Source organism: Acinetobacter sp. 24-47-62, assembly GCF_056779765.1.
The window spans coordinates 42,190-62,835 of sequence record NZ_JBWYIN010000015.1; the positions used below are offsets into that span (position 1 = coordinate 42,190).

General features: G+C 34.7%; 16 protein-coding genes, 1 other RNA gene and 1 pseudogene. 13 read left to right on the forward strand and 5 right to left on the reverse strand.

Features of this window, described 5'->3' with window-relative positions:
* Positions 1-30 precede the first annotated feature (30 nt).
* The 9 genes from ssrA to AC1M87_RS12430 all read left to right on the forward strand — a co-directional run bounded on the left by ssrA (position 31) and on the right by AC1M87_RS12430 (position 10,799).
* Positions 31-391, forward strand: a transfer-messenger RNA (tmRNA) gene (gene ssrA / locus AC1M87_RS12390).
* Positions 392-628: 237 nt separating this feature from the next.
* Positions 629-2,197: a type I restriction-modification system subunit M gene (locus AC1M87_RS12395; RefSeq protein WP_481593847.1), complete on the forward strand. Its 1,569-nt coding sequence runs from the start codon at positions 629-631 to the stop codon at positions 2,195-2,197.
* A complete protein-coding gene (locus AC1M87_RS12400; RefSeq protein WP_481593848.1) occupies positions 2,197-3,420 on the forward strand; it encodes a restriction endonuclease subunit S in 1,224 nt (407 codons plus the stop codon). The genes AC1M87_RS12395 and AC1M87_RS12400 overlap by 1 nt, the downstream gene beginning before the upstream one ends.
* 9 nt (positions 3,421-3,429) lie before the next feature.
* Positions 3,430-4,287, forward strand: coding sequence for an HNH endonuclease (locus AC1M87_RS12405; RefSeq protein ID WP_481593849.1), 858 nt, complete (start codon positions 3,430-3,432; stop codon positions 4,285-4,287).
* Between the two features lie 381 nt (positions 4,288-4,668).
* Positions 4,669-5,013 (forward strand): hypothetical protein, encoded by a 345-nt coding sequence (locus AC1M87_RS12410; protein WP_481593850.1) that lies wholly within the window; start codon positions 4,669-4,671, stop codon positions 5,011-5,013.
* A gap of 310 nt (positions 5,014-5,323) precedes the next feature.
* Positions 5,324-6,433: a hypothetical protein gene (locus AC1M87_RS12415; protein ID WP_481593851.1), complete on the forward strand. Its 1,110-nt coding sequence runs from the start codon at positions 5,324-5,326 to the stop codon at positions 6,431-6,433.
* An 11-nt stretch (positions 6,434-6,444) separates the two neighbouring features.
* Positions 6,445-7,323, forward strand: a complete 879-nt coding sequence (locus AC1M87_RS12420) for a hypothetical protein (RefSeq protein WP_481593852.1) — start codon at positions 6,445-6,447, stop codon at positions 7,321-7,323.
* Between the two features lie 19 nt (positions 7,324-7,342).
* Positions 7,343-7,708: a hypothetical protein gene (locus tag AC1M87_RS12425; RefSeq protein ID WP_481593853.1), complete on the forward strand. Its 366-nt coding sequence runs from the start codon at positions 7,343-7,345 to the stop codon at positions 7,706-7,708.
* Positions 7,709-7,925: 217 nt separating this feature from the next.
* The gene (locus tag AC1M87_RS12430; protein ID WP_481593854.1) at positions 7,926-10,799 is read left to right on the forward strand and encodes a type I restriction endonuclease subunit R; all 2,874 of its coding nucleotides are present in this window, start codon (positions 7,926-7,928) and stop codon (positions 10,797-10,799) included.
* Between the two features lie 25 nt (positions 10,800-10,824).
* On the opposite strand, the gene AC1M87_RS12435 is transcribed toward AC1M87_RS12430, so the two are convergent.
* Positions 10,825-11,967 (reverse strand): tyrosine-type recombinase/integrase, encoded by a 1,143-nt coding sequence (locus tag AC1M87_RS12435; RefSeq protein ID WP_481593855.1) that lies wholly within the window; start codon positions 11,965-11,967, stop codon positions 10,825-10,827.
* An 18-nt stretch (positions 11,968-11,985) separates the two neighbouring features.
* Entirely contained in the window at positions 11,986-12,333 is a 348-nt protein-coding gene (locus tag AC1M87_RS12440) for a hypothetical protein (protein WP_481593856.1), read from the reverse strand.
* 610 nt (positions 12,334-12,943) lie between these two features.
* Here AC1M87_RS12440 and AC1M87_RS12445 point away from each other — a divergent pair.
* From AC1M87_RS12445 to AC1M87_RS12455, 3 genes are all read left to right on the forward strand, one after another.
* A complete protein-coding gene (locus AC1M87_RS12445) occupies positions 12,944-13,147 on the forward strand; it encodes a helix-turn-helix domain-containing protein (RefSeq protein WP_481593857.1) in 204 nt (67 codons plus the stop codon).
* 1,143 nt (positions 13,148-14,290) lie between these two features.
* A complete protein-coding gene (locus AC1M87_RS12450) occupies positions 14,291-14,770 on the forward strand; it encodes a hypothetical protein (protein ID WP_481593858.1) in 480 nt (159 codons plus the stop codon).
* Positions 14,767-17,109 (forward strand): hypothetical protein, encoded by a 2,343-nt coding sequence (locus AC1M87_RS12455; protein ID WP_481593859.1) that lies wholly within the window; start codon positions 14,767-14,769, stop codon positions 17,107-17,109. Before AC1M87_RS12450 ends, AC1M87_RS12455 begins: the two co-directional genes overlap by 4 nt.
* A gap of 14 nt (positions 17,110-17,123) precedes the next feature.
* Here the strand turns inward: AC1M87_RS12455 and AC1M87_RS12460 are convergent, their stop codons facing one another.
* Together AC1M87_RS12460 and AC1M87_RS12465 are read right to left on the reverse strand one after the other, a co-directional pair.
* Entirely contained in the window at positions 17,124-17,594 is a 471-nt protein-coding gene (locus AC1M87_RS12460; RefSeq protein WP_481593860.1) for a transposase family protein, read from the reverse strand.
* A complete protein-coding gene (locus tag AC1M87_RS12465) occupies positions 17,542-17,937 on the reverse strand; it encodes a transposase family protein (RefSeq protein WP_481593861.1) in 396 nt (131 codons plus the stop codon). The genes AC1M87_RS12460 and AC1M87_RS12465 overlap by 53 nt, the downstream gene beginning before the upstream one ends.
* A gap of 581 nt (positions 17,938-18,518) precedes the next feature.
* Between AC1M87_RS12465 and AC1M87_RS12470 the strand changes: the two genes are divergently transcribed.
* The gene (locus AC1M87_RS12470) at positions 18,519-19,442 is read left to right on the forward strand and encodes a LysR substrate-binding domain-containing protein (RefSeq protein WP_481593862.1); all 924 of its coding nucleotides are present in this window, start codon (positions 18,519-18,521) and stop codon (positions 19,440-19,442) included.
* 53 nt (positions 19,443-19,495) lie between these two features.
* Here the strand turns inward: AC1M87_RS12470 and AC1M87_RS12475 are convergent.
* Positions 19,496-20,628, reverse strand: a pseudogene (locus AC1M87_RS12475) (NADH:flavin oxidoreductase/NADH oxidase).
* Positions 20,629-20,646 lie beyond the last annotated feature (18 nt).

The window sequence follows — 20,646 nt, forward strand, 5'->3', positions numbered from 1 at the left end:
AACTTTTATGCTATGATTGCGTTGTACTTTGGGGATGTTCCTGGCTTCGACGCTGGTGATGAAACTCATAGATGCATGCCGAGAGCGCATTTTCTCTCGTAAATAAAATTTGCATTTTAAATAGTCGCAAACGACGAATCTTACGCTCTAGCTGCCTAAGGGCAGCTTGTCCGCATCTCTGAATACTTGTGGTTAGAGATCCCGACTGAAGCGCACGCACACAAGTCCGTATAACATCAAGCCTTGGGGTGTTGTACTAAACTTAAAGGATCGCTCTCTTAACCCTGTTCGTCGGGTCTTTGAGGGTTAAAACAATAGACGATATCTAAGCATGTAGTAATCTCGAGTGTAGTGCTTGCGGACGCGGGTTCGACTCCCGCCATCTCCACCAAAATTCTTGTTATAAATCAGCCACTTTTTAAAGTGGCTTTTTTATTTGCCACATTTAGCGCCACATTATAAGAGCTATAATTACCCAAAAGTTCATTTTGTATATATATCAGTCTTGGTGATTTGATGATTTTTTGTGCCAGTGAAGGCGGTGTCTAAAAAATAAGCCTTAATATAAGTTCTTAATTATGGCAAAGTGATGCCATTCTAAAATAATGAATTTTGGTTGATTTTAAACATGACCCAAGTGCAACTCCAACAACTGCAAAAACAACTCTGGAACATCGCAAATACCTTACGTGGGAAAATGGGAGCGGATGAGTTCCGTGATTACATCTTGGGTTTTATCTTCTTTAAATACTTATCTGAAAAATCAGTCAACTTTGCCAATGAACTACTCGACGGCGAAGACATTAGTTTTTTAGAGCTAGATGAAAATAATGCCGAGCATGTACCGTATATCGAAGTTATTAAAAAGAATGCCATTAGCGAAGTCGGTTATGCACTCACACCAAAGCAATTGTTCCATACACTAGCTGAACGTGGTCGTCAGGGTGAGTTTATTCTGGATGATCTCACAGCCACTTTAAAAGCTATTGAACAAAGCACTTTAGGCTCAGACTCAGCAGATGACTTTGCCAACCTGTTTGAAGATATGGATCTCAACTCAAGTAAGTTGGGGAATACGGCGAGTGATCGTAATGAGTTAGTGGCAAAAGTCCTTAGTCATTTAGATGATATTGATTTTGATATTTCCAATACTGAAGCCGATGTATTGGGTGATGCCTATGAATACCTGATTGGTGAGTTTGCGTCTGGTGCAGGCAAGAAAGCAGGTGAGTTCTATACACCGCAATCGGTTTCGACCTTGCTTGCCAAGATCGTGACACAAGGTAAAGAGCGTTTACGTTCAGTCTATGACCCGACTTGTGGTTCAGGTTCACTGCTTTTACGTGTGAAGCGTGAAGTGAAAGATGTAGACATGATTTACGGTCAAGAGATGAACCGTACCACTTACAACTTGGCACGTATGAACATGATTCTGCATGATGTGCATTTTGCCAAGTTTGACATTAAGCAAGAAGATACTTTAATCCGTCCTCAGCATCTGGATAAACGTTTTGACGCCGTAGTAGCGAATCCGCCATTTTCTGCAAAGTGGTCAGCCGATCCGCTATTTTTACAAGATGAGCGTTTTAGCAGTTACGGCAAGCTTGCACCAAGTTCAAAAGCGGATATGGCATTTGTTCAGCACATGCTTCATCACTTAGATGAAAACGGTACGATGGCAGTCGTCTTACCCCACGGCGTTTTATTCCGTGGTTCAAGTGAAGGTGTGATTCGTCAGTACTTGATTGAGCAGATGAATGTGATTGATACCATCATTGGTCTACCTGCCAATATTTTCTATGGTACTTCTATTCCGACCTGTATTTTGGTGCTGAAAAAAGACCGTGAGCATAAAGACAATATTCTGTTTATTGATGCCAGCAATGAGTTTGAAAAGCAAAAGACCCAGAACAAGTTATTGTCTGAGCATTTAGACAATATTATTGCTGCGTTTGAAAACCGTCAGAATATTGAGAAATATGCCAAAGTTGCCACTTTACAGGAAGTGAAAGACAACGACTTTAATTTAAACATTCCACGTTATGTGGATACCTTTGAAGCGGAAGCTGAGATTGATTTAGATGCGATTGCGAAACAGCTTCAAGCTTTAGAAGTCGAAAGCCAAAAAACTGATGCGGTGATTGCAGGATTCTGTAAAGAGTTAGGCATTGATTCACCATTTGCGGAGGTGAAGTAATGGCTACGCCTAAATTACGGTTTAAAGAGTTTAATGGGGATTGGAAAAGTTCACTATTAGGTGAATTGATAGGGATTTCATCGGCTTCCCGTGTTTTTAAGGATCAATGGCAAGAGTCAGGTGTTCCTTTTTATAGAACAAGTGATGTTGTTTCCTTTTTTAAGGGTAAAGAAAATGAAAAAGCATTTATTTCTCTAGAGCTATTTGAAGAACTTGCTAAAAAGTCAGGAAAAATTCAAAAGGATGATTTGTTAGTCACAGGTGGTGGAACAATTGGTATTCCATATCTAGTACCTAATAATGAACCTCTATACTTTAAAGATGCTGATTTACTTTGGTTAAAGTCATCAGGAATTATTAAAGGATCATTTCTTTATAATTTTCTTGTAAGTCCTAAATTTAGAGAGTATTTAAAGAGCATTTCCCATACAGGGACAATTTCTCATTTTACGATTGAGCAGGCAAAGGCAACTCCCTTCAATTACCCATCTAAACAAGAACAAACCAAAATCGCTTCTTTCCTTTCTGCAGTGGATGAAAAGATTAGTCAACTGACCCAAAAACACGAACTGCTGAGTCAATATAAACAGGGTATGATGCAAAAGCTGTTTAGTCAGCAGATTCGTTTTAAAGCGGATGATGGGAGTGAGTTTGGGGAGTGGGAAGATAAGCCATTAAATGAAATTGCATCTAAGCAATCAGGTAAGAATAAAGATGGAAATATTACAGAGGTTTTAACCAATTCTGCTACTCAAGGTATTATTAAACAAAGTGATTATTTCGAGCGAGAGATCGTTACTGAATCAAATTTGAATGGTTATTTCATCGTGAACCTAGATGATTTTGTTTATAACCCACGTATTTCTGTTCATGCACCAGTTGGACCTGTAAAACGTAATAAAAAATGTTTAGGTGTAATGTCACCTTTGTATACAGTTTTCACAATTAGCGAAGGTAATCTTCAATTTCTAGAATACTTTTTTGAAAGCAACTTTTGGCACGATTATGTCAAAAGTGTAGCTAATTCAGGTGCAAGACATGACCGAATGAACATTACAAATAAAGACTTTTTTGATATGCCTGTTCTTTATCCTTGTCTAGAAGAACAAACCAAAATCGCTAATTTCCTCTCTGGCATCGACCAAAAAATTGAAGTGGTGGCACAGCAAATTGAACAAGCCAAACAGTGGAAGAAAGGCTTGTTACAGCAGATGTTTGTGTAGAGGGATCTTATGTCTGAATGGCTGTTTCCTGTTAATCCTGCAATTTATGATATAGATCGTGCTTATCATGATGCACATCAAATATGTTGGGCAAAATACGATTTTGAATTCCAAATTAATGACATACTATTTTTATATGTGACTGAACCAATAGGAAAAATCCAATATCAATATCAAGTTATTGGTTTTATAGGTCACTCTGACTTGCCAGAAAAAGATAGAGAATATTGGTTAGATCAAAAAGAATTAGATGCATATAAAGGTGATTACTTTCTAATTCAACCAATTAAAAAAGTTGAGAAATCATCACTGTCTAGACGATATTTAGCCGAATTAGGTCTAATCACACCAAAAGATACTTTGCAGTCGCATAAGACCACTAAATTTGTGAAAGGTAAATCTTTAGATAAGGTTGAAGCACATAAAAAATTGCTTAGTTATATTGCTGACCAGTTTAGTAATGTTGAAGAGACCAACTATCCTGATGAAGCAGGTGTCAATAGCCCCAAATTTTTTGAAGGCAAAAAGATAACTGTCACTGTAAATGGCTATGAGAGATGCCCTAAAGCGAGAGCTGAATGTATTGCCATTTATGGGACTCGTTGCTATGTCTGTGGCATGAGCTTTGAACATACCTATGGCGCATTTGCTAAAGATTTTATCCATGTACATCATATTGAGCCGTTATATACGATTGGTGAGGAGTATGAAGTAGATCCTAAAGAAGATCTAAGACCAGTCTGCCCAAATTGTCATGCAATGCTGCATAAAACCGAAAATGGTATTCCAATGACAATTAAAAGATTAAAACTTTTATACAGTGTTTCTTTAAGCAATCCGCTTAGACAAATTTTTGATGATGAATGAAAAAAGTTAATACAGAATCCGTGTGGTAGAAAAATGCTTGTTACAGCAGATGTGTGTTTAAAGCATTTCAATTTGAATCACCATTCATGTTTACGGACAGTATCTCTCTTGAATAAACATGAATGGGCTTGTTATACGGTTTTATAGAATTTTTGGTATTTCATCAAAAAGTTTGAAAGGAAAATAAAGATGTGGTTTTTATGGGGAATTATTATTGCCCTATGTGCAGTACTATTATGGTACCGCACAAGAATTGTGATTAAAACAAAAGGACGTTACTCACCTGTGAAATTTTGGATGGTGAGGTAGCAAGTCTTTAGGTTGAAATTTTTCTTAGGTCCACAACTAAAGAAGCTTAAAAATGAAGGGGAAAAAGTTTATGTGACCCCAGAATTAATCTGCTATTTAGAAAGCTTACTTCCTATACGGTTTGAAGCCTTAAAAGGGTTTAACGGTATTGATGAAGTCTTAATGTATCTCGTGATTTTGGATATCCCAAATGAGAAAAAAGGTGAGTTCATTGAACTGTATAAACACTATCAGAAGGTGTATGACAGTGAAAAAGCGTTAACGATAGATTATTATTTTTATGACGTTAAAAATGAATATCACATGAACAGAAATGAAGCGATGTCTTTCTACTATCTCAATAAAAAATTGGGTAGGTATGAAAATTTCAAAAAACATTCAAATTACATCGTTGTAGAGCCTCATCCTATTTTTTAAGTCAGTAAGTAAGATATCAGCACGATCAGCAGATGGTTGTTAATCCAAATCCTCCATAAGAAGACTTATACTTTTCAACTCCATGTGTGCTTGTGGGGGATGTTTTGATCTTAAATTGAGCACTCAAAATTTATACTACCTAAAGTAGTCTTGTCTAAAAATACCTGAAAAGTAAAATATTGTGCAAAATAAAGGCTTAAGTTAGGTGAATAACATATTCACAGTCTTGTTAACTTGAAACACGCCTCTTTGTTGGTTTCCAAGGATTAATCTAAGTTAAAGATTGGGTAAATAATAATTTGGGGTAGTCATGATGTTAGATTGGCAAAAATGGAAGTATGAAAATCGCTACAAAATTCAGCATATCGTTGGGTATGAAGAAAAGTTTGTCGACGAAATTTTAAGCCAAATCCCTGGGATTACACCCGATGATGTTGTTGCTCAGTTCCCATTCAAGGACAGTAAAGCCGGTAATCGTTATATCGATTTCATGATTATCAATGAAACGAAGGGCTACAAACTACCGATTGAATTAGATGGCTATGCCAAACTCAATAACAAAGGTTATGAAAAGTTTAATGACTTTCTAGAACGTCAAAATGACCTCATTCAACAGTTTGGTATTGTGTTGCGTTATACGAATAAAAAAGCATTTAACCAACAGCAACAAGTCATTTCTGAAATACGTCAAGCTTTAAAAACACAAGCAAATCGACAAATTACTGATGCGTTAAAGCAAGAACAGCTCCAACGTCTCATTCAAGAATATGAGGCAAAAATTGCAGAGTATGAAAAACTTCGAGTCAAAGAGCATCACGATCCATCCGTAGATATGACGAATGAGTTGAGCGAAGTTCGTAGTGGTCTCAATGTATTTAAGCAAAACCATATGCAAGAGCTCGAGAAAGTTCGGAAAGAACTCTCAGATATGAAAGGTCGGCAAGATGAACATTTGGGGTCAATCAAGAAAGAAATTCGTAAGTATTTAATGGTTGGTGCTGGTGTGGTGGCTTCAATTGCACTTGGCGCAGTCGTTTATATCCAATCAAAAACATCAGTACCGAATACAGATGTTCATGTACTTAAAACAGAGACTGAATTCTCAGATCAGCCAATCTCTTTCAGTAGTGGTCATAGTCAGTCTTATACAGAAGCATCACAAGCCATTCATCATATTGGTGAAAATAAAGTCGTTTGTGGGCAGGTTGCACAGTATAAAAAATTCTCTAAAGGAGTATATTTGAATTTTGAGCGACCTTATCCTAAAGCGACTTTTACAGTTGTGATTTGGAACAATAATGCTCATATCAGTCAACAGCTTCAAAATGTAGAAAATAATACACTTTGTGTTAAAGGGTTGATTGAGGAGTACAAAGGAAAGCCACAAATAATTCTAAACTCACTCAATCAAATAATTTAAAGAGAAAAGAAATGTTTGAGTTTGCTGTTGGATTTGCAATTTTGGTAGCGGTCATCATTGTTCTAAGTATTTGTAATTTCTTTTCAGAGACATATCAGGAGCTGAAAGAAAAAGAACAATACGATCTTGAGCAAAAGAAAAAACAAGATGCATTGAATCTAGAAGCACAAAGACAGAAGGCTGAACAAGAGCTAGAAGCACAGAGAAAGAAGGATGAACTAGAGTTAGAGCTAAGAAGGCAAGCAGGACTTGAGCCTATATACCAAGAGCAAATGCGTAAGATAAAGCAATATAAAGTTATTATTGCTTGTTTAAGTGCTTTCATCGTTTTGATGCTAGGTTACTTGATAGTGCCAAAGAATGATTCGACACGAGAAACGATTTATGGTGTTTCTTCTAAGGTGGATGAAATGAATACGCCAATACAAGACGCCTCATTAAGTAGTCAGGAAGATCAAAACTTACCTAAAAGATTTACGCCATTGTTAACGAATGAAAGACTAGCAGAAATTAAACTAGTTCAAACTCAACCTTCTAATGAATCAAGAGAGATCGTTGAGCCAGTTATCGAAAATCCATTTGAAGGGAATACGAGCAATACAAAGACCATGAAATCGGATCAGATTTCGGTATATGAAGCTAGGTCACATATTGGAGACAATATGACAGTCTGTGGTGAGGTAAGTCAAATTTCACAAACATCAAAAGCAACCTATATGAACTTTGGTGGACAATATCCAAAACATAAATTCAGTGCGGTAATTTGGTCAAATAACATCATGCCAGCATCAGAGGGTAACAATATTTGTATCACTGGCTTAATCGAAAGCTATAAGGGTACTCCTCAAATTGTTATTAGCTCTATAGAAAATCAAATTTCACATCATTAAATGTATCAGGGAGTAGAGCATGTTTAAAAAAATTTTAGCGACGTCTATTTTGGCTATAGCAAGTGTTAGTGCTACAGCTCAGGAAGTTAAAATTGAGGCCATTAAAGCACCATTTCATGTTGGTAAATCAGTGATGGCATGTGGTCAATTGGCTGAAGTCAAACACTTTGACAATCGCCATTACTTGAATCTTGATAGAACGTACCCGAATCAAACACTTACGTTGTTAGTTTGGGACAATAACTATAAATGGTTTGAAGAGCGTTTTGGGCGTATTGATGGCATGGTGGGCAAGCGTTTTTGTGCTCGAGGAGCGATTGAAGAATACAAAAACAATCTGCAAATGAAGGTGAATAATCCTCAATTTTTACGCTTGATGAAATAGAAAAAAAGCTAATGTTTAGACATCAGCTCTTATTAGTTTATAGAGTTGCATAATAAGCTTTGAGGGAAGCAGTATCAAAATAGGGTCTACACCCAGGATTACCATGTTGAGTAGGATCATTGGAAGATTTCATTCTGATGGTCCCTTGGTTGGTATTCTTGAAGAACTAAAAATAAATTTGCATTTAGATAATTAAGTAAATATTAGGGTATAGGGTATGTCACAAAGCGAAGTACAACTTGAAAATGAACTCATAGCACAACTAGAACGCTTAGGGTTTGGTAGAGTTGTTATCAGGGATGAAGCTCAGCTTTTGGCTAACCTCAAGTCTCAAATCGAAAAAGCTAACGGACTATTACCACTGTCTGAAGCAGAGTGGAAACAAGTCATTAGCTTTTTAAATAACGGCACAGTATTTGAACGTGCTAAAAAGCTTCGTGATCAATTTCCTATAAAATTTGATGATGGCACAAGTAAGCATATTTACTTCTTATCTGATGATCCAAATCAAAACAGCTATCAAGTCACCAATCAAATCACGGTTGATCATCGAGATCATAATGGGCGTACTAGTCGCTTTGATGTCACGCTCTTAGTCAATGGTTTACCTGTGGTACAAGTTGAGCTGAAAAAGCGAGGCATGGAGATTGCTGAAGCATTTAATCAGACTCAACGATATACCAGAGAAGCTTATTGGGCAGGGCAAGGCTTATTTCGCTTTATTCAGCTCTTTATTATCAGCAACGGCGCAAATACGCGTTACTACTCTAATGGCACAAATCATATTGATTTCACCTTCCCTTGGGCGGATATCAAGAACCAACATATCAATGAAGTGGTCGACTTTGCTGATGTATTTCTAAATAAACAGCACCTCACCAAAATGCTGACACAGTTTATGGTCATCCATGAGACATCTAAAGAACTCATGGTTTTACGCCCGTATCAAATTTACGCCGTAGAGAAGATTGTAGAGCAGGTTAGAAATACCAAGCAGAACGGCTATATTTGGCATACGACGGGTTCAGGTAAAACACTGACCTCATTTAAAGCCAGTCAAATCATCATGCAGATGCCTGATGTGGAAAAGGTTTTATTTGTTGTAGACCGTAATGATCTAGATACGCAAACAGCAAGGGAATTTAATGCCTTTAAAGCTGAAAGCGTAGATAGTACAGATAACACATCAACCTTGGTCAATCAGCTTGATCAACGTCACGATAAGCTCATTGTCACCACGATCCAAAAGCTCAATAAAGCAATCAGTACAGACCGCTACTTAGAATATATTGATTACCTCAAAGAGAAAAAAGTCGTTTTTATCTTTGATGAGTGTCATCGAAGCCAATTTGGTGAAACCCATCAAAATATTAAAAAGTTCTTTAAAAATGCTCAGATGTTTGGCTTCACAGGAACGCCAATCTTTGAAGAAAACAGCTTATCTAAAGCAGGTTTAAAACTCACGACAGACTATTTGTTTAATGAGTGCCTACATAAGTACGTCATTGTTGATGCTATTCGTGACCGTAACGTGTTGCAGTTCCAGATTGATTATCGTGGCAAGTACACGGCGAAAGGTATGCAGGCCAATGATCAATACGATGAAGATGTAGAAGGTATTGATACCAAAGAGCTGTATGACAATCCAAAGCGTTTGGAAATGATTGCTCGTTATATCGTGAATACACACGACAAGAAAACCAAAGATCGTGAATTTACGGCAATGTTCTGTGTTAGCTCCGTGGATACTTTGACTCAATACTATGAGCTATTTGAAAAAGTCCAAGCGGAAAAGAAAATTGAGGATGAAGAGCAAGGTCGATTATTTAAGCCTTTAACCATTGCAACGATCTTTTCATATTCAGCCAATGAAGCTGTACCTGTAGAGGGGCACAATGGGCTGATAGATGAAGAGAGTGCTGATATCCCATCACAAGTGAATCAATCAAGTAGAGATAAGCTAGACCGTTATATCGCTCAATATAATGAAAACTTTGGCACAAACTTTAACTCTGGTGATCGCTTCTATGCGTATTACCGTGATATTGCTGACCGAGTGAAGAAAAAGCAGATTGATATTCTGCTTGTGGTCAATATGTTCTTAACAGGCTTTGACTCAAAACCATTAAATACGCTGTATGTAGACAAGAATCTTAAATATCATGGCTTGATTCAGGCTTTTTCACGCACCAATCGAGTATTCAATGATAAGAAGTCTTTTGGCAATATCGTGTGTTTCCGTAATCTAAAACAAGCAACTGATGAAGCTTTGGCACTATTTTCAAATAAAGATGCTAAGAAAATTGTCCTAGTTCCGAGCTTTGATGAAATCAAAAAAGATTATGAGGATGCTGTCGCTAAGCTATTGGCTTTGACACCAGGCTATAAGTCCGTTGATACGCTGATCACAGAAGAAGCTCAATTAGAGTTTATTAAGGCATTCCGTGAGGTGATGCGTTATAACGCTCAATTACAGACTTTTGTGGATTATGACCAAGATACCACGGCGTTAGATAAACAACATTTTGCGAATTTTGCGTCCAAGTATAGTGACCTATGCCGTGACGTCAGAAAGACCACAAAAAAAGAAAAAGTCTCTGTATTAGATGATGTCGATTTCCAACTTGATTTATTGCACAGTGATCGTATCAATGTGGGGTATATCCTGAATCTGCTCCAGATGATGGTCAATGCTGATACGGATGAAAAACGTCAGAAGTATAAAGCTCAGATCCATGATCTTATTGGTGGGGAGGTAACTCTACATGACAAGCAAGAACTGATTAATAAGTTCATCGAGGAAAACATGCCAAAAATGCTCAATGGGCAAAGTGTCAAAGATGCCTTTGCAGAGTATTGGGATGTGCAGAAAGAACAGGCATACCAGCATTTGTGTGAACAAGAAAATCTAAAGCCTGAAGTAATGAAAACAGTTTTGGATAATTATGAGTTCACTAAGCGTTTACCGAGAAAAGAAGAACTTAAAGACTTGCCAAACTTTAAAGTGAAGTTGTTTGAACGGGAAATTGTCTTTAATCACTTATGGATTAAAACAAAGCAATTTATTCAAATATACTACAGTGGTTTTTAAAAAACTGCATGAGTATGAATAACCTTTACTTTAATTTTGCCATTTGAATTTTATTAGAAGCACCATTTATCCATTTTGCATATCTATTTAGTAACATATCCAGACTATGACCAAGTTGTGCAGCCACGAAAAATGGATCACAACCATTCATTAACATATATGTTGCATATGTATGTCTAGTATTATATGCAACCCGATGTCTAATGTTGCAAGCTTTGAGAGCTTTATTAAACCTCATACGTGGAGGTTTTTCATTGTAAAATCGCTTAAATGTAGTTGGACAGATGAGTAAGTAATCAGACTCAATATTGTATTTTTTTTTGAATTTTTTTAAATTATGCACAGCTTCAATCGCTTTATCATGTAGATCGACAATTCTCGCTACTGAGGTTTTCGTGGTTCTTTTTTCATGACCTCTAACTAAGCTTTTAGAAACATGAAAAATATTGTCTTTAAAACAAAAGTCTGATTCTCGCAGAGCAAATAATTCTGATGGTCTGCAGCCCGTATAGAAAGCTAATTGATAATACCAATAATATAACTCTTCTCTACCGGTTAAATTTTGGGCCATCCAATCAAGAATTTTTTTTACTTCTGCCTCATTGAAAGGGTCAGGTATTGATTTTTGAATTTTTTTATTACTGATTCTATCTAATGGATTTTCACTTATTAACTCCTTTTCCATAGCTAGTCTGAAGATTCCTCTTAATGGAGTAAGACAGTTATTATGGTTTTTATTTGATGTAAAATTTCTAGAAATTATTGCTGATCTAATATCATTTACTTTAATAGTAGATATATCTTTACTTGAAAAAATATCTAACCAATGTGTATTAATGATTTTTTGATATCCCATTTTAGTATCATTATTAGCTTCACAATTGATTAAATATTCTTTCGCAAGGTTGATAAACAGATACTCTTCATTGTGAACTAAAGACTTATTATCTTTATTTAGATGTCTAATGTTATCTATATCTAATTCTGTAAGAATACCAAGTTTATCTTTTTCAATTAGTCCTGCTCTGAGTGAAGCTGCTTTCTTTAAATTCGTTGATGTTGGATATAAGTTTAACTGTAGATATATACGTTTGCCTGAACGAGAAAAATTAATCTCAATTGAGTTAGCGCGGACTCTAACACCTCTTGGCTGCTTTTCATGTTTCATTTACCGATACCTATATAATTACTTAGTACTAGTTAATTGGACAACTGCTAATTTCGTTGCAACTGATGCTTTGAAATTGGAATCGTTGTGTAAATTTTTACAAGCTCCTTTTCTTTTCTTAGCAATAGTTTCACAGTTAATACTCGAAATTAATTCGTCAGCTTTCTGAGATTGTTCATTCATCCATTTATAAAACCCTTGAAGTGAGTAATAGAATATTTTGCCTTCTTTTATCCAGACTCTGTTTTCGGGCCATTTTTTTCGACGCGATCTTAATTTGTTGGCTGGTATACCAGTTAGTTCAGAGAATTTTGTATCACTTACCCAATCGATTCCGAAATTTGTATCATTAACTTTAATATTCATTTTGTTCCTTTCATTAAGGTCTTCAATTTGACCATCTATGGAAAGAAACATATCAAATAAAAAAAAATAAAAAGTTGTTTGATGGGATTTTTAAAAAAATTCCAAAATTAATTAAAAATAATTTTTCAAAATATTATAAGCCATTGTATTTATTGGTAATAATATTTTATTTTTTTAAGTAATCACTTAGATATATGTTTCATCTAAAGTATTTGTACAAATGGCATTTATTTCATAAATACCCTTTTATTTCCAAATTACATTAGCTAAATTTTATTAAAATATTGTTTTAATTGTAAAAATTATAGAAATTTGGTTTCTCTAACTCATCTATCAATTGTGTTGCTGAATTATTAGAAAGATCATTTCCAGTTACACTTGCATAGTCTCTATGGCTAGTCATGTCTGAACCTTTATATAATAAATGTTGATACCAATAATTGTTTAATAGCTACTATTTAAGTAGTAATATTAAATATCAAATTAAATAGATGAATATTTAAATAAATAGTATTTTTTACCACTTAAGTGGTAAAAATTACCATTTATTTGATATTAGCATTCAAAAATGCATCTATGCAAGTAAATTTTATTACTTAAGTGGTACTTTATGGTTGTTTCAAATCTGGCAGTGTTGTTAGCGGAAAGAAAGCTAAAGGTCTCCGATCTCGTTAAACTTACTGGCATCAATAAAAATACACTTCATAAACTTTATAAAGATGAGTCGGTGAGGATAGATTTCGATACGATCGATAAAATTTGTATGGCACTCAATGTAGAGGTTGGTGACTTACTGAAGATAAAACATGAGTAATTTGCATAACTAAACGCACGGCGTTACCAGATTAAATCAATGTTATTTGTGATGCTGTGCTTACATGAGCTTTCATTATCGAAAATGTATATTTCCTTCCTGGAATAAAAGCTTAATAGCCAATGTCTCTTGCCAGGTAAAAGATGAAAAAAGCAATGTATTGATTTAATTAAAAAAATAAAAGTAAAAAGCGAAATATGGCATTATTAAGATTTATTTTTGCGTATAAAATAGAAACATATTCACTTATTGAGTTTTAAATTTACTTTCACTGAATCGAAATTATAAGACTCTAGAATTTTTAAAGGGGATTGATTGAGAGGTAAGTTGTTGAAATTTGTGATTAATTTTTACAATTTTAATTTGTTATAAGATCGATGCTACGATTCTTTGTCGTAGTGCAGAGGGGGAGATTTTCGTCACTGGGCGTAATATCAAATATTCAATTTTAATTTGCTTTTAGAGTTTATTCTTTATTTGCTATTGATTGAGATAAATTGATCGTTTGTATCTAATGATCAAATCAAGTCTACAAGAATAAATTTACCATTAAAGATAACTAAGCTTATTACAAGATGCATTCTTGTAAGCAATATTTATTATGAATTCTATCTATAAAAAATTGTATGAACTACATAGATTCAATGTATCAAATTAATCATAAAAATAGCATTAATTAAAACTAGATTAAGTTGTAAAGTTGAATTAGACAAATATATTCAATTTAAAAAGATGCGTTACACTTTAAATTTTTTTACGTTACAAATTAGGGTATTAGGCGTTACACGTTAAGAATTGTGCGTTACAAATTAAAATGAATGCATTACACATTAAAAATAATAATCATTTTAAATTTAAAAAAAATAATTAAAACAACTACTTGTTAATATATTTAATTCTAAGTCATTTGTGATTATATCCAGCAAGCCTACCCGTAGCTACAAAATTAATGCTCCGCATCAATTTTGGTACGCAACGGGGCTTGGTAGGGGCGACCCCCTACACCCCAAAAGACAACTCATTTAAATGTGTCAAAAATTCATTTTTTTTATTAAAACTTTTTTTTTCAAAATTTTCACCAAATCGATTTTTAAAAAAATAATTTTCTAAACTTATATGAGCAATAAGTTTGGAATCTCAAAAATGGCTAAAAGTAAAATGATAAGGTTCAGGGTAACTGACCAACAATACAATAAGATTAATAGCTTCACTGAAAAACATAATGTTCAAATGAGTTCATGGATTCTTCAAACGCTAGAGAAGAGCATTAATGCATTTGAGGATCAGAACCAAGCATCGATTTTGTTATCCAATTTAAAGCAAAGACCCGTTAAGTTGTTCCAAAGAGCCGCTCCTAAAATTGATCCAGAATTACTGTTCGGATTAGGCGTTATCTCAAACAATGTTAACGAAATAGCGATTGCATTACATACTTTGTGTGATGAAAAAGTGGGAAGTGATATCAATATAGATCTACTCGAGTGCTTAAAGATACTTTTAGCGATTCAACTGGATATTAATAGCTATTTAGATCAGTTACCCCAAGTTTCTAAGTTGAAAAAGTCTTCTAGAAAAAAAATCGATCAGGCCATCGAATATGTTGAACAAAGAGTCGGGCTATGATGATCAAATTTCTTCGACATGGATTGGGTGATCCTGGTAGAGCTGCCGCTTATCTTATCAATGATAGGGATCACCTAGATCGAGATCGTGAACATGTAGAAGTATTAAGGGGAGATCCTACAACTTTTGTAGCACTTGCTCGAAGCTCACCGCATAAGTATCGATATTCATCAGCTGTCATTGCCTGGGCGAAAGAAGATGCACCGACCGATCAGCAAATTAATGATGTGTTAAATGAATTTGAGTTGCATGCTCATGCAGGTTTGAACAGAAATCAGTATCACATGACTGCAGTCCTTCATATCAGTGATGATCAATCTAAACATATTCACGTACTGTTTCCAAGAATAGAACTGACTTCAAAGAAGTCTTTGAATGTAGCGCCACCGGGACATCTACATTATTTCGATTTGCTCAGAGATTATTTTAATCATCGATATCAATGGGCACGACCCGATGATCCAGCACGCTTAAAAGAATTGCAATTGCCTCAACATATACAGAAACAAAATGCATTTTATTTAAGTATTAAAAAAGGAGTACCTGTTAAAAAACACCGTTTGGAAATTATTCATCAATACGTTCAAGATGAAATCAAACAAGGCAATATTACAGATCGATCTTCTTTACTCAAGAAATTATCTGAAATCGGTAAGATTACGAGATGCAGTGATTCTTATATAACAATAACAACAAAGTCTGGAACTGACCGTCTGAAAGGCGAAATATATGAATCAACCTTTAATGCCACCGAGTACAACTCAAATAAACGAGCTGCTCTTGAATACACAAAAAATGAACGAACTCATGAAGTTACATCAGACGATTATCTTGAAAGAATGCTCGCCGGACGAGCAAAACGTAAAGAATATAACAAAAAAAAATACCCAGATCGAAGTAATGATCTAAAGACAATTAAAGAAATCTATAGCCAAAAATCGGGAATACAAGCTGCTCAACAGTCAAATGGAATTACAGCTAAATCAAATTTTTCAAAATTATATGAAGGTCCCTTAGCAAAAGGAAGAATAATACATGCAAATCAAAGTTCATTTACAGGCGATATGTCATCAACAACAGGAGCTGATTCTAACGCTCTAAACGACTCAGCAAAGTATTCAAAAAAAAGTCGATTCATCTATGAATCAGAATCAACAATTAGAGATCACCCGATCCTTAAATATATTACAAAAAAAACTAAAGAGAGGAAATTACATAATCCTGACAGTAGTGTTATGCATTTTGGTCACTCAAATATTCATGGAGTACATTTAAATGAACGAAATAAACTATCTCATACAGGAGCAAATTCAAATCTTAAAGACCGAGAATTTGCGACTGAAAAAGAATTTACAACAACAACAAGAATTGGACGAAAAATTATGCCATACAGTGAATTTTATAGAAAAATTTCTGAACAATCTGATCGAGCAAAACAATTCTTTGAAGAAAGAAATCGAGCAACAGAACGAGATTATCGACCTTCAAAGGAAATCAATACAGGAGAACCAAGTACCGCCAGATATACAAAATTTAATCAAAGAGATGGAGCAACGATTATTGTTAGAATTAAACAATTTTTTGAAAGATTCATTAGTTCAAGAGCACATCTTGACAACCATACAAAATCAATTGAAACCATATCAACCCGCGATGCAGAAGTTGTCACAAATCAATTGGGCCGATTTGGAGCCTTTAGACGACAAAGTCGTTCAGACATACAGAGATTCTTTGATGAAATTAGATGTTCTGATCATAGATTTGGAAACTATGCGGAGAGAGTTCAGAAGGTGACTGAATTCTTAATAACCAGAAAACTACCTCAAAACACCTTTCAAAAAAGACTTAAAGCAATTGCATACGATAATCCAATTCTGATTTCATTTGAATGTTTCAAATATGCAAAACAAGTCGACAATTATATTCAAAAGCATTATGAGAATAAGATGAAAAATTGGTTAACAAATAGGGATGCCCATATAGATAAAGATTATTTTTCAGATGTAAAGAGGATGTTTAAGGAGATTGATAACAATCTTGATAGAATCAAAAATGAGGAAGAATATAAGTCTTTGTATGAAATCATTGAGCTAGCTAACCATTACGCTTTACTAATTAGTAGCTTGTATTTAAAGAGTGATACTCAAACATCTTTTCAATTTCAAAATGAAGAAATTCAATCGATTACAGATCAATTTAAATATAGTTTAGATATGTCGAGACATAAATTTTTATCAAGTAAATTATCACGAATAGATAAGGACATAACAGACAACTTGGACAAAAAAGATACCGAGTTGATTTTATTGACACAAATTTATAATGATCTTAATCATTAGGGTTCTTTCATAAATCATTTTTTACTCAGTTCTAAATTATAAATCCCTGCGATTAAACTCAATCTTAATCCCAATCTTTTGCCACGGTTGCGATATCGCTCAGCAAGGATTTTGAAGGTCTTCAAAGTCCCAAATACATGCTCAATCCCAATTCTTCTTTTATTGATTTCTTGATTGTAAACTTTTAGCTCAGGTTCTAGTTTACAGTGCTTTTTTGCTTTTAATGGCAATAGACTATTTGGATACACCGTATAAATCCCTTGATAGCCTTTATCTGCAAGGATAAAAGACCCTTTAGGAATTTGATTCAGGTTACGTTTGAAGAGCTCGAAGTCATGTACTGCACCACGACTCGTGCATAAACTTAGAACTTGCTGTGTTCTATAATGGATAATGGCTTGAACTTTAAAAGTATGTGCCTTCTTCTTGCCACTATAGCTTTTCTTCTGTTTTTTTAGGTCTTTGTATTGGAATTTCTGTGGCATCTACGATCACCACATTCCAGTCGATACCTTCGCCTTCAGGCAAACTCTTGGGTAAATTAAATAGATTGGACTTGATCAGGCAATCCTCTACGTGGCGGACGATTCTTGAAGCAGTAGGCTCTGACACACCATAACTCGTTGCGACATGAAACAATGTTCGATATTCACGCCAATAACTTAAGCACAGAAGGCTTTGATCTTCTACACTTAACTTAGATGGTCTACCTTTAGCAGGTACAAGCATTTTTAGCTGTTCAGCCATTAAATCAAAGGTTGACCATGAGATGCCTGTATATCGCTTAAACTGTGTTTCAGAAAGCTTTTTTGAGTCGATGTATTTCATTCGCAAATTATGCATGAATATTTAAAATTATTCGGTACAAATAGTCAGCAAGGGATAGATCGTTTTTTGATTTATGAAAGAGATATATTAATTATCGCTTAAACTATGTTTCAGAAAGATTCTTTGAGTCGATGTATTTCATCCGCAATTACGTATGATTATTTAAATTTATTCGTATAAATAATCAGCAAGAGATAGAACGCTTTTGATTTATGAAAGTTATCTAATTATCTGAAATTTAGTGAGTCTTGATAAAAAAAGATTTGATTTGAGATTCAATCTAATTTATGAGATCTGAAATTTGGTTTTAAGTCTTAACGAAAAAATTATGTAAAAATACATTATATTTTTAAAAAATTTGAAATTTAAAAGATCTTTTCATTCATGATAAAAACTCATGTATTGAATATTATTTTTCACTTAATTTTACGAGCTGATTATGACATCTTATCAAAAGGAAAATAAGCAATTCTATTTCTTAAAATTTGTATAATTTAACAAATTGACATTGATAGTCTCACATAGAGTGACATCAAGGATCGTACTAGAAAATGTACAGTGAGGACAAATTGGGAGTGTCCATGAAAATTAGGCCCTTGCCACCAATGAACAGCTTAATTGTTTTCGAGGCAGCTGCACGCCACCTTAGCTTTACAAAAGCTGCAAACGAACTAAATGTTACTCAAGGAGCAATAAGTCGACAAATAAGACAATTAGAAGATTATTTAGGAAAAGAATTATTTATTCGAGCAAATCGTAATATTTACATGTCACCAACTGGATTACAATATTATCAATCAATTTATAATGCACTGTTAGAAGTAGCTAGAGCAACAGGTGAAATTAAAAAATGGCAAGGTGAACATCAAGTTACTGTAGCGACTTCAAATGCTATGGCAGCCTTATGGTTATTACCAAAAGTTGCTGAATTTCAGCAAAGTGCTGGTATTGATTTAAGAATTTTAACTACTGAAAATATTCAAGATCTGCATAAAATGGATTTCGATATAGCCCTATTTTATTGTCGGACTCCCCCAGAAGGGATGAATATTACTACTTTATTCCCAGAAGAAGTATTTCCTGTGTGTAGCCCTAGCTACTTAGCTCAGTTCCATGAAAATCCTTCACCAGAAAATATTCTTAGTAAAACGTTATTGTATTTAGATGATTCTCAAAAAGATTGGAATAATTGGGAAGATTGGTTTGAAAGCGTTAATTTACCTGTAATAAAACCTAGGAATAGAGTCAATATCAATAATTATCCTATGCTATTGCAGGCTGCTATAAATGGTCAAGGAGTTGCTTTAGCATGGGCTTCCTTAGGCGATAACTATCTTCAAACTGGTGCACTAGTCCGCCCTATTGAAGGTATATTAAGAACTAATGCTAATTTCTGTATGTTGGAACCGAAAGATAGAGGGGTAATTCCTCAAAGTGTTAAATTATTCCGAAAATGGCTCTTAGCCCAATTGACTGGTCCAATAGGAGAAAAAGGTTTAGCTTAGTACTCTCTTATTTGCTCAAAGTTGAGAATGGAATAAAACCATTCTCAATAGTCTTATTTTTTTTGAGAGAAGTAAGCTTTAAAAAGATGATTTGATTCTCGAGGCTGAAAGCGGAAATATTGTGGAGCGATTGCAATGGTTTCATTTAAAACAGCTGCTGCATGCCAAGGCCAGCGCGGATCATAGAGAATACCTCGAGCAATACCGATAGCATCAGCCTGTTTAGATTGTAATATTCTTTCAGCTTGCTGAGCATCTGTAATTAATCCAACAGCGATAACAGGTATATTGATCTTTTTCTTTATTTCTGCGCAAAAGGTACTTGGTATTCAGGATAGACTTCAATTTTTTGATCAACATGTAGACCACCACTAGTAACATGAATATAAGCTGCACCTAATGCTTCTAAAGCTTTAGATAATTCAATAATTGATTTTAGATCCCATCCACCCTCTACCCAATCAGTAGCTGAAATTCTTATACCAACTGGATAATCTTTTGGAACCACTTTTTTAATAGCTTCAAAAACTTGTAATGTAAGTCGGATTCGATTTTCAAAACTTCCTCCATACTCATCATTTCGTTGATTAGAAAGAGGAGACAAAAATTGATGTAGTAGATAACCATGGGCTGCATGAAGTTCAATTAATTCAAATCCTGCTTCTACAGAACGTTTTGCTGATAATACAAAATCTTCAATTATTTCTTTAATTTCCGATATTGATAAAGCAATAGGGGGATTTTCTGAAATTTGGAAAGGAATTTCACTTGGGCCATAGGTTTGCCAGCTATGAATTTCATTTGGATGATATTGTCCTTTTCTTTCGCCCCAAGGTTTATCACAGGAAGCTTTACGGCCTGCATGTGCTAACTGTATGGCAAATGGTGTAGGAGAAATTGTTTTAATTTTTGCTAGGAGAGTCTTTATTTGTTCACTCTGTTTATCATTCCATAGTCCTAAATCAGCATAACTGATTCGTCCATCAGGCCGTATTGCAGTCGCTTCAACTATACATAAGCCTGCTCCAGATAAAGCATAACTTGCCCATTATTGTTCATGCCAAAAGCTTAATTCACCATTTTCAGAGGAATATTGACACATAGGTGCAATAATAATTCTATTATCAATTTTAAGGCTTCCTAATAGAAGTGGTTGGAACAAAAGTGACTTATATAATTTCCAGATCTAAGAATATGAGAAAGT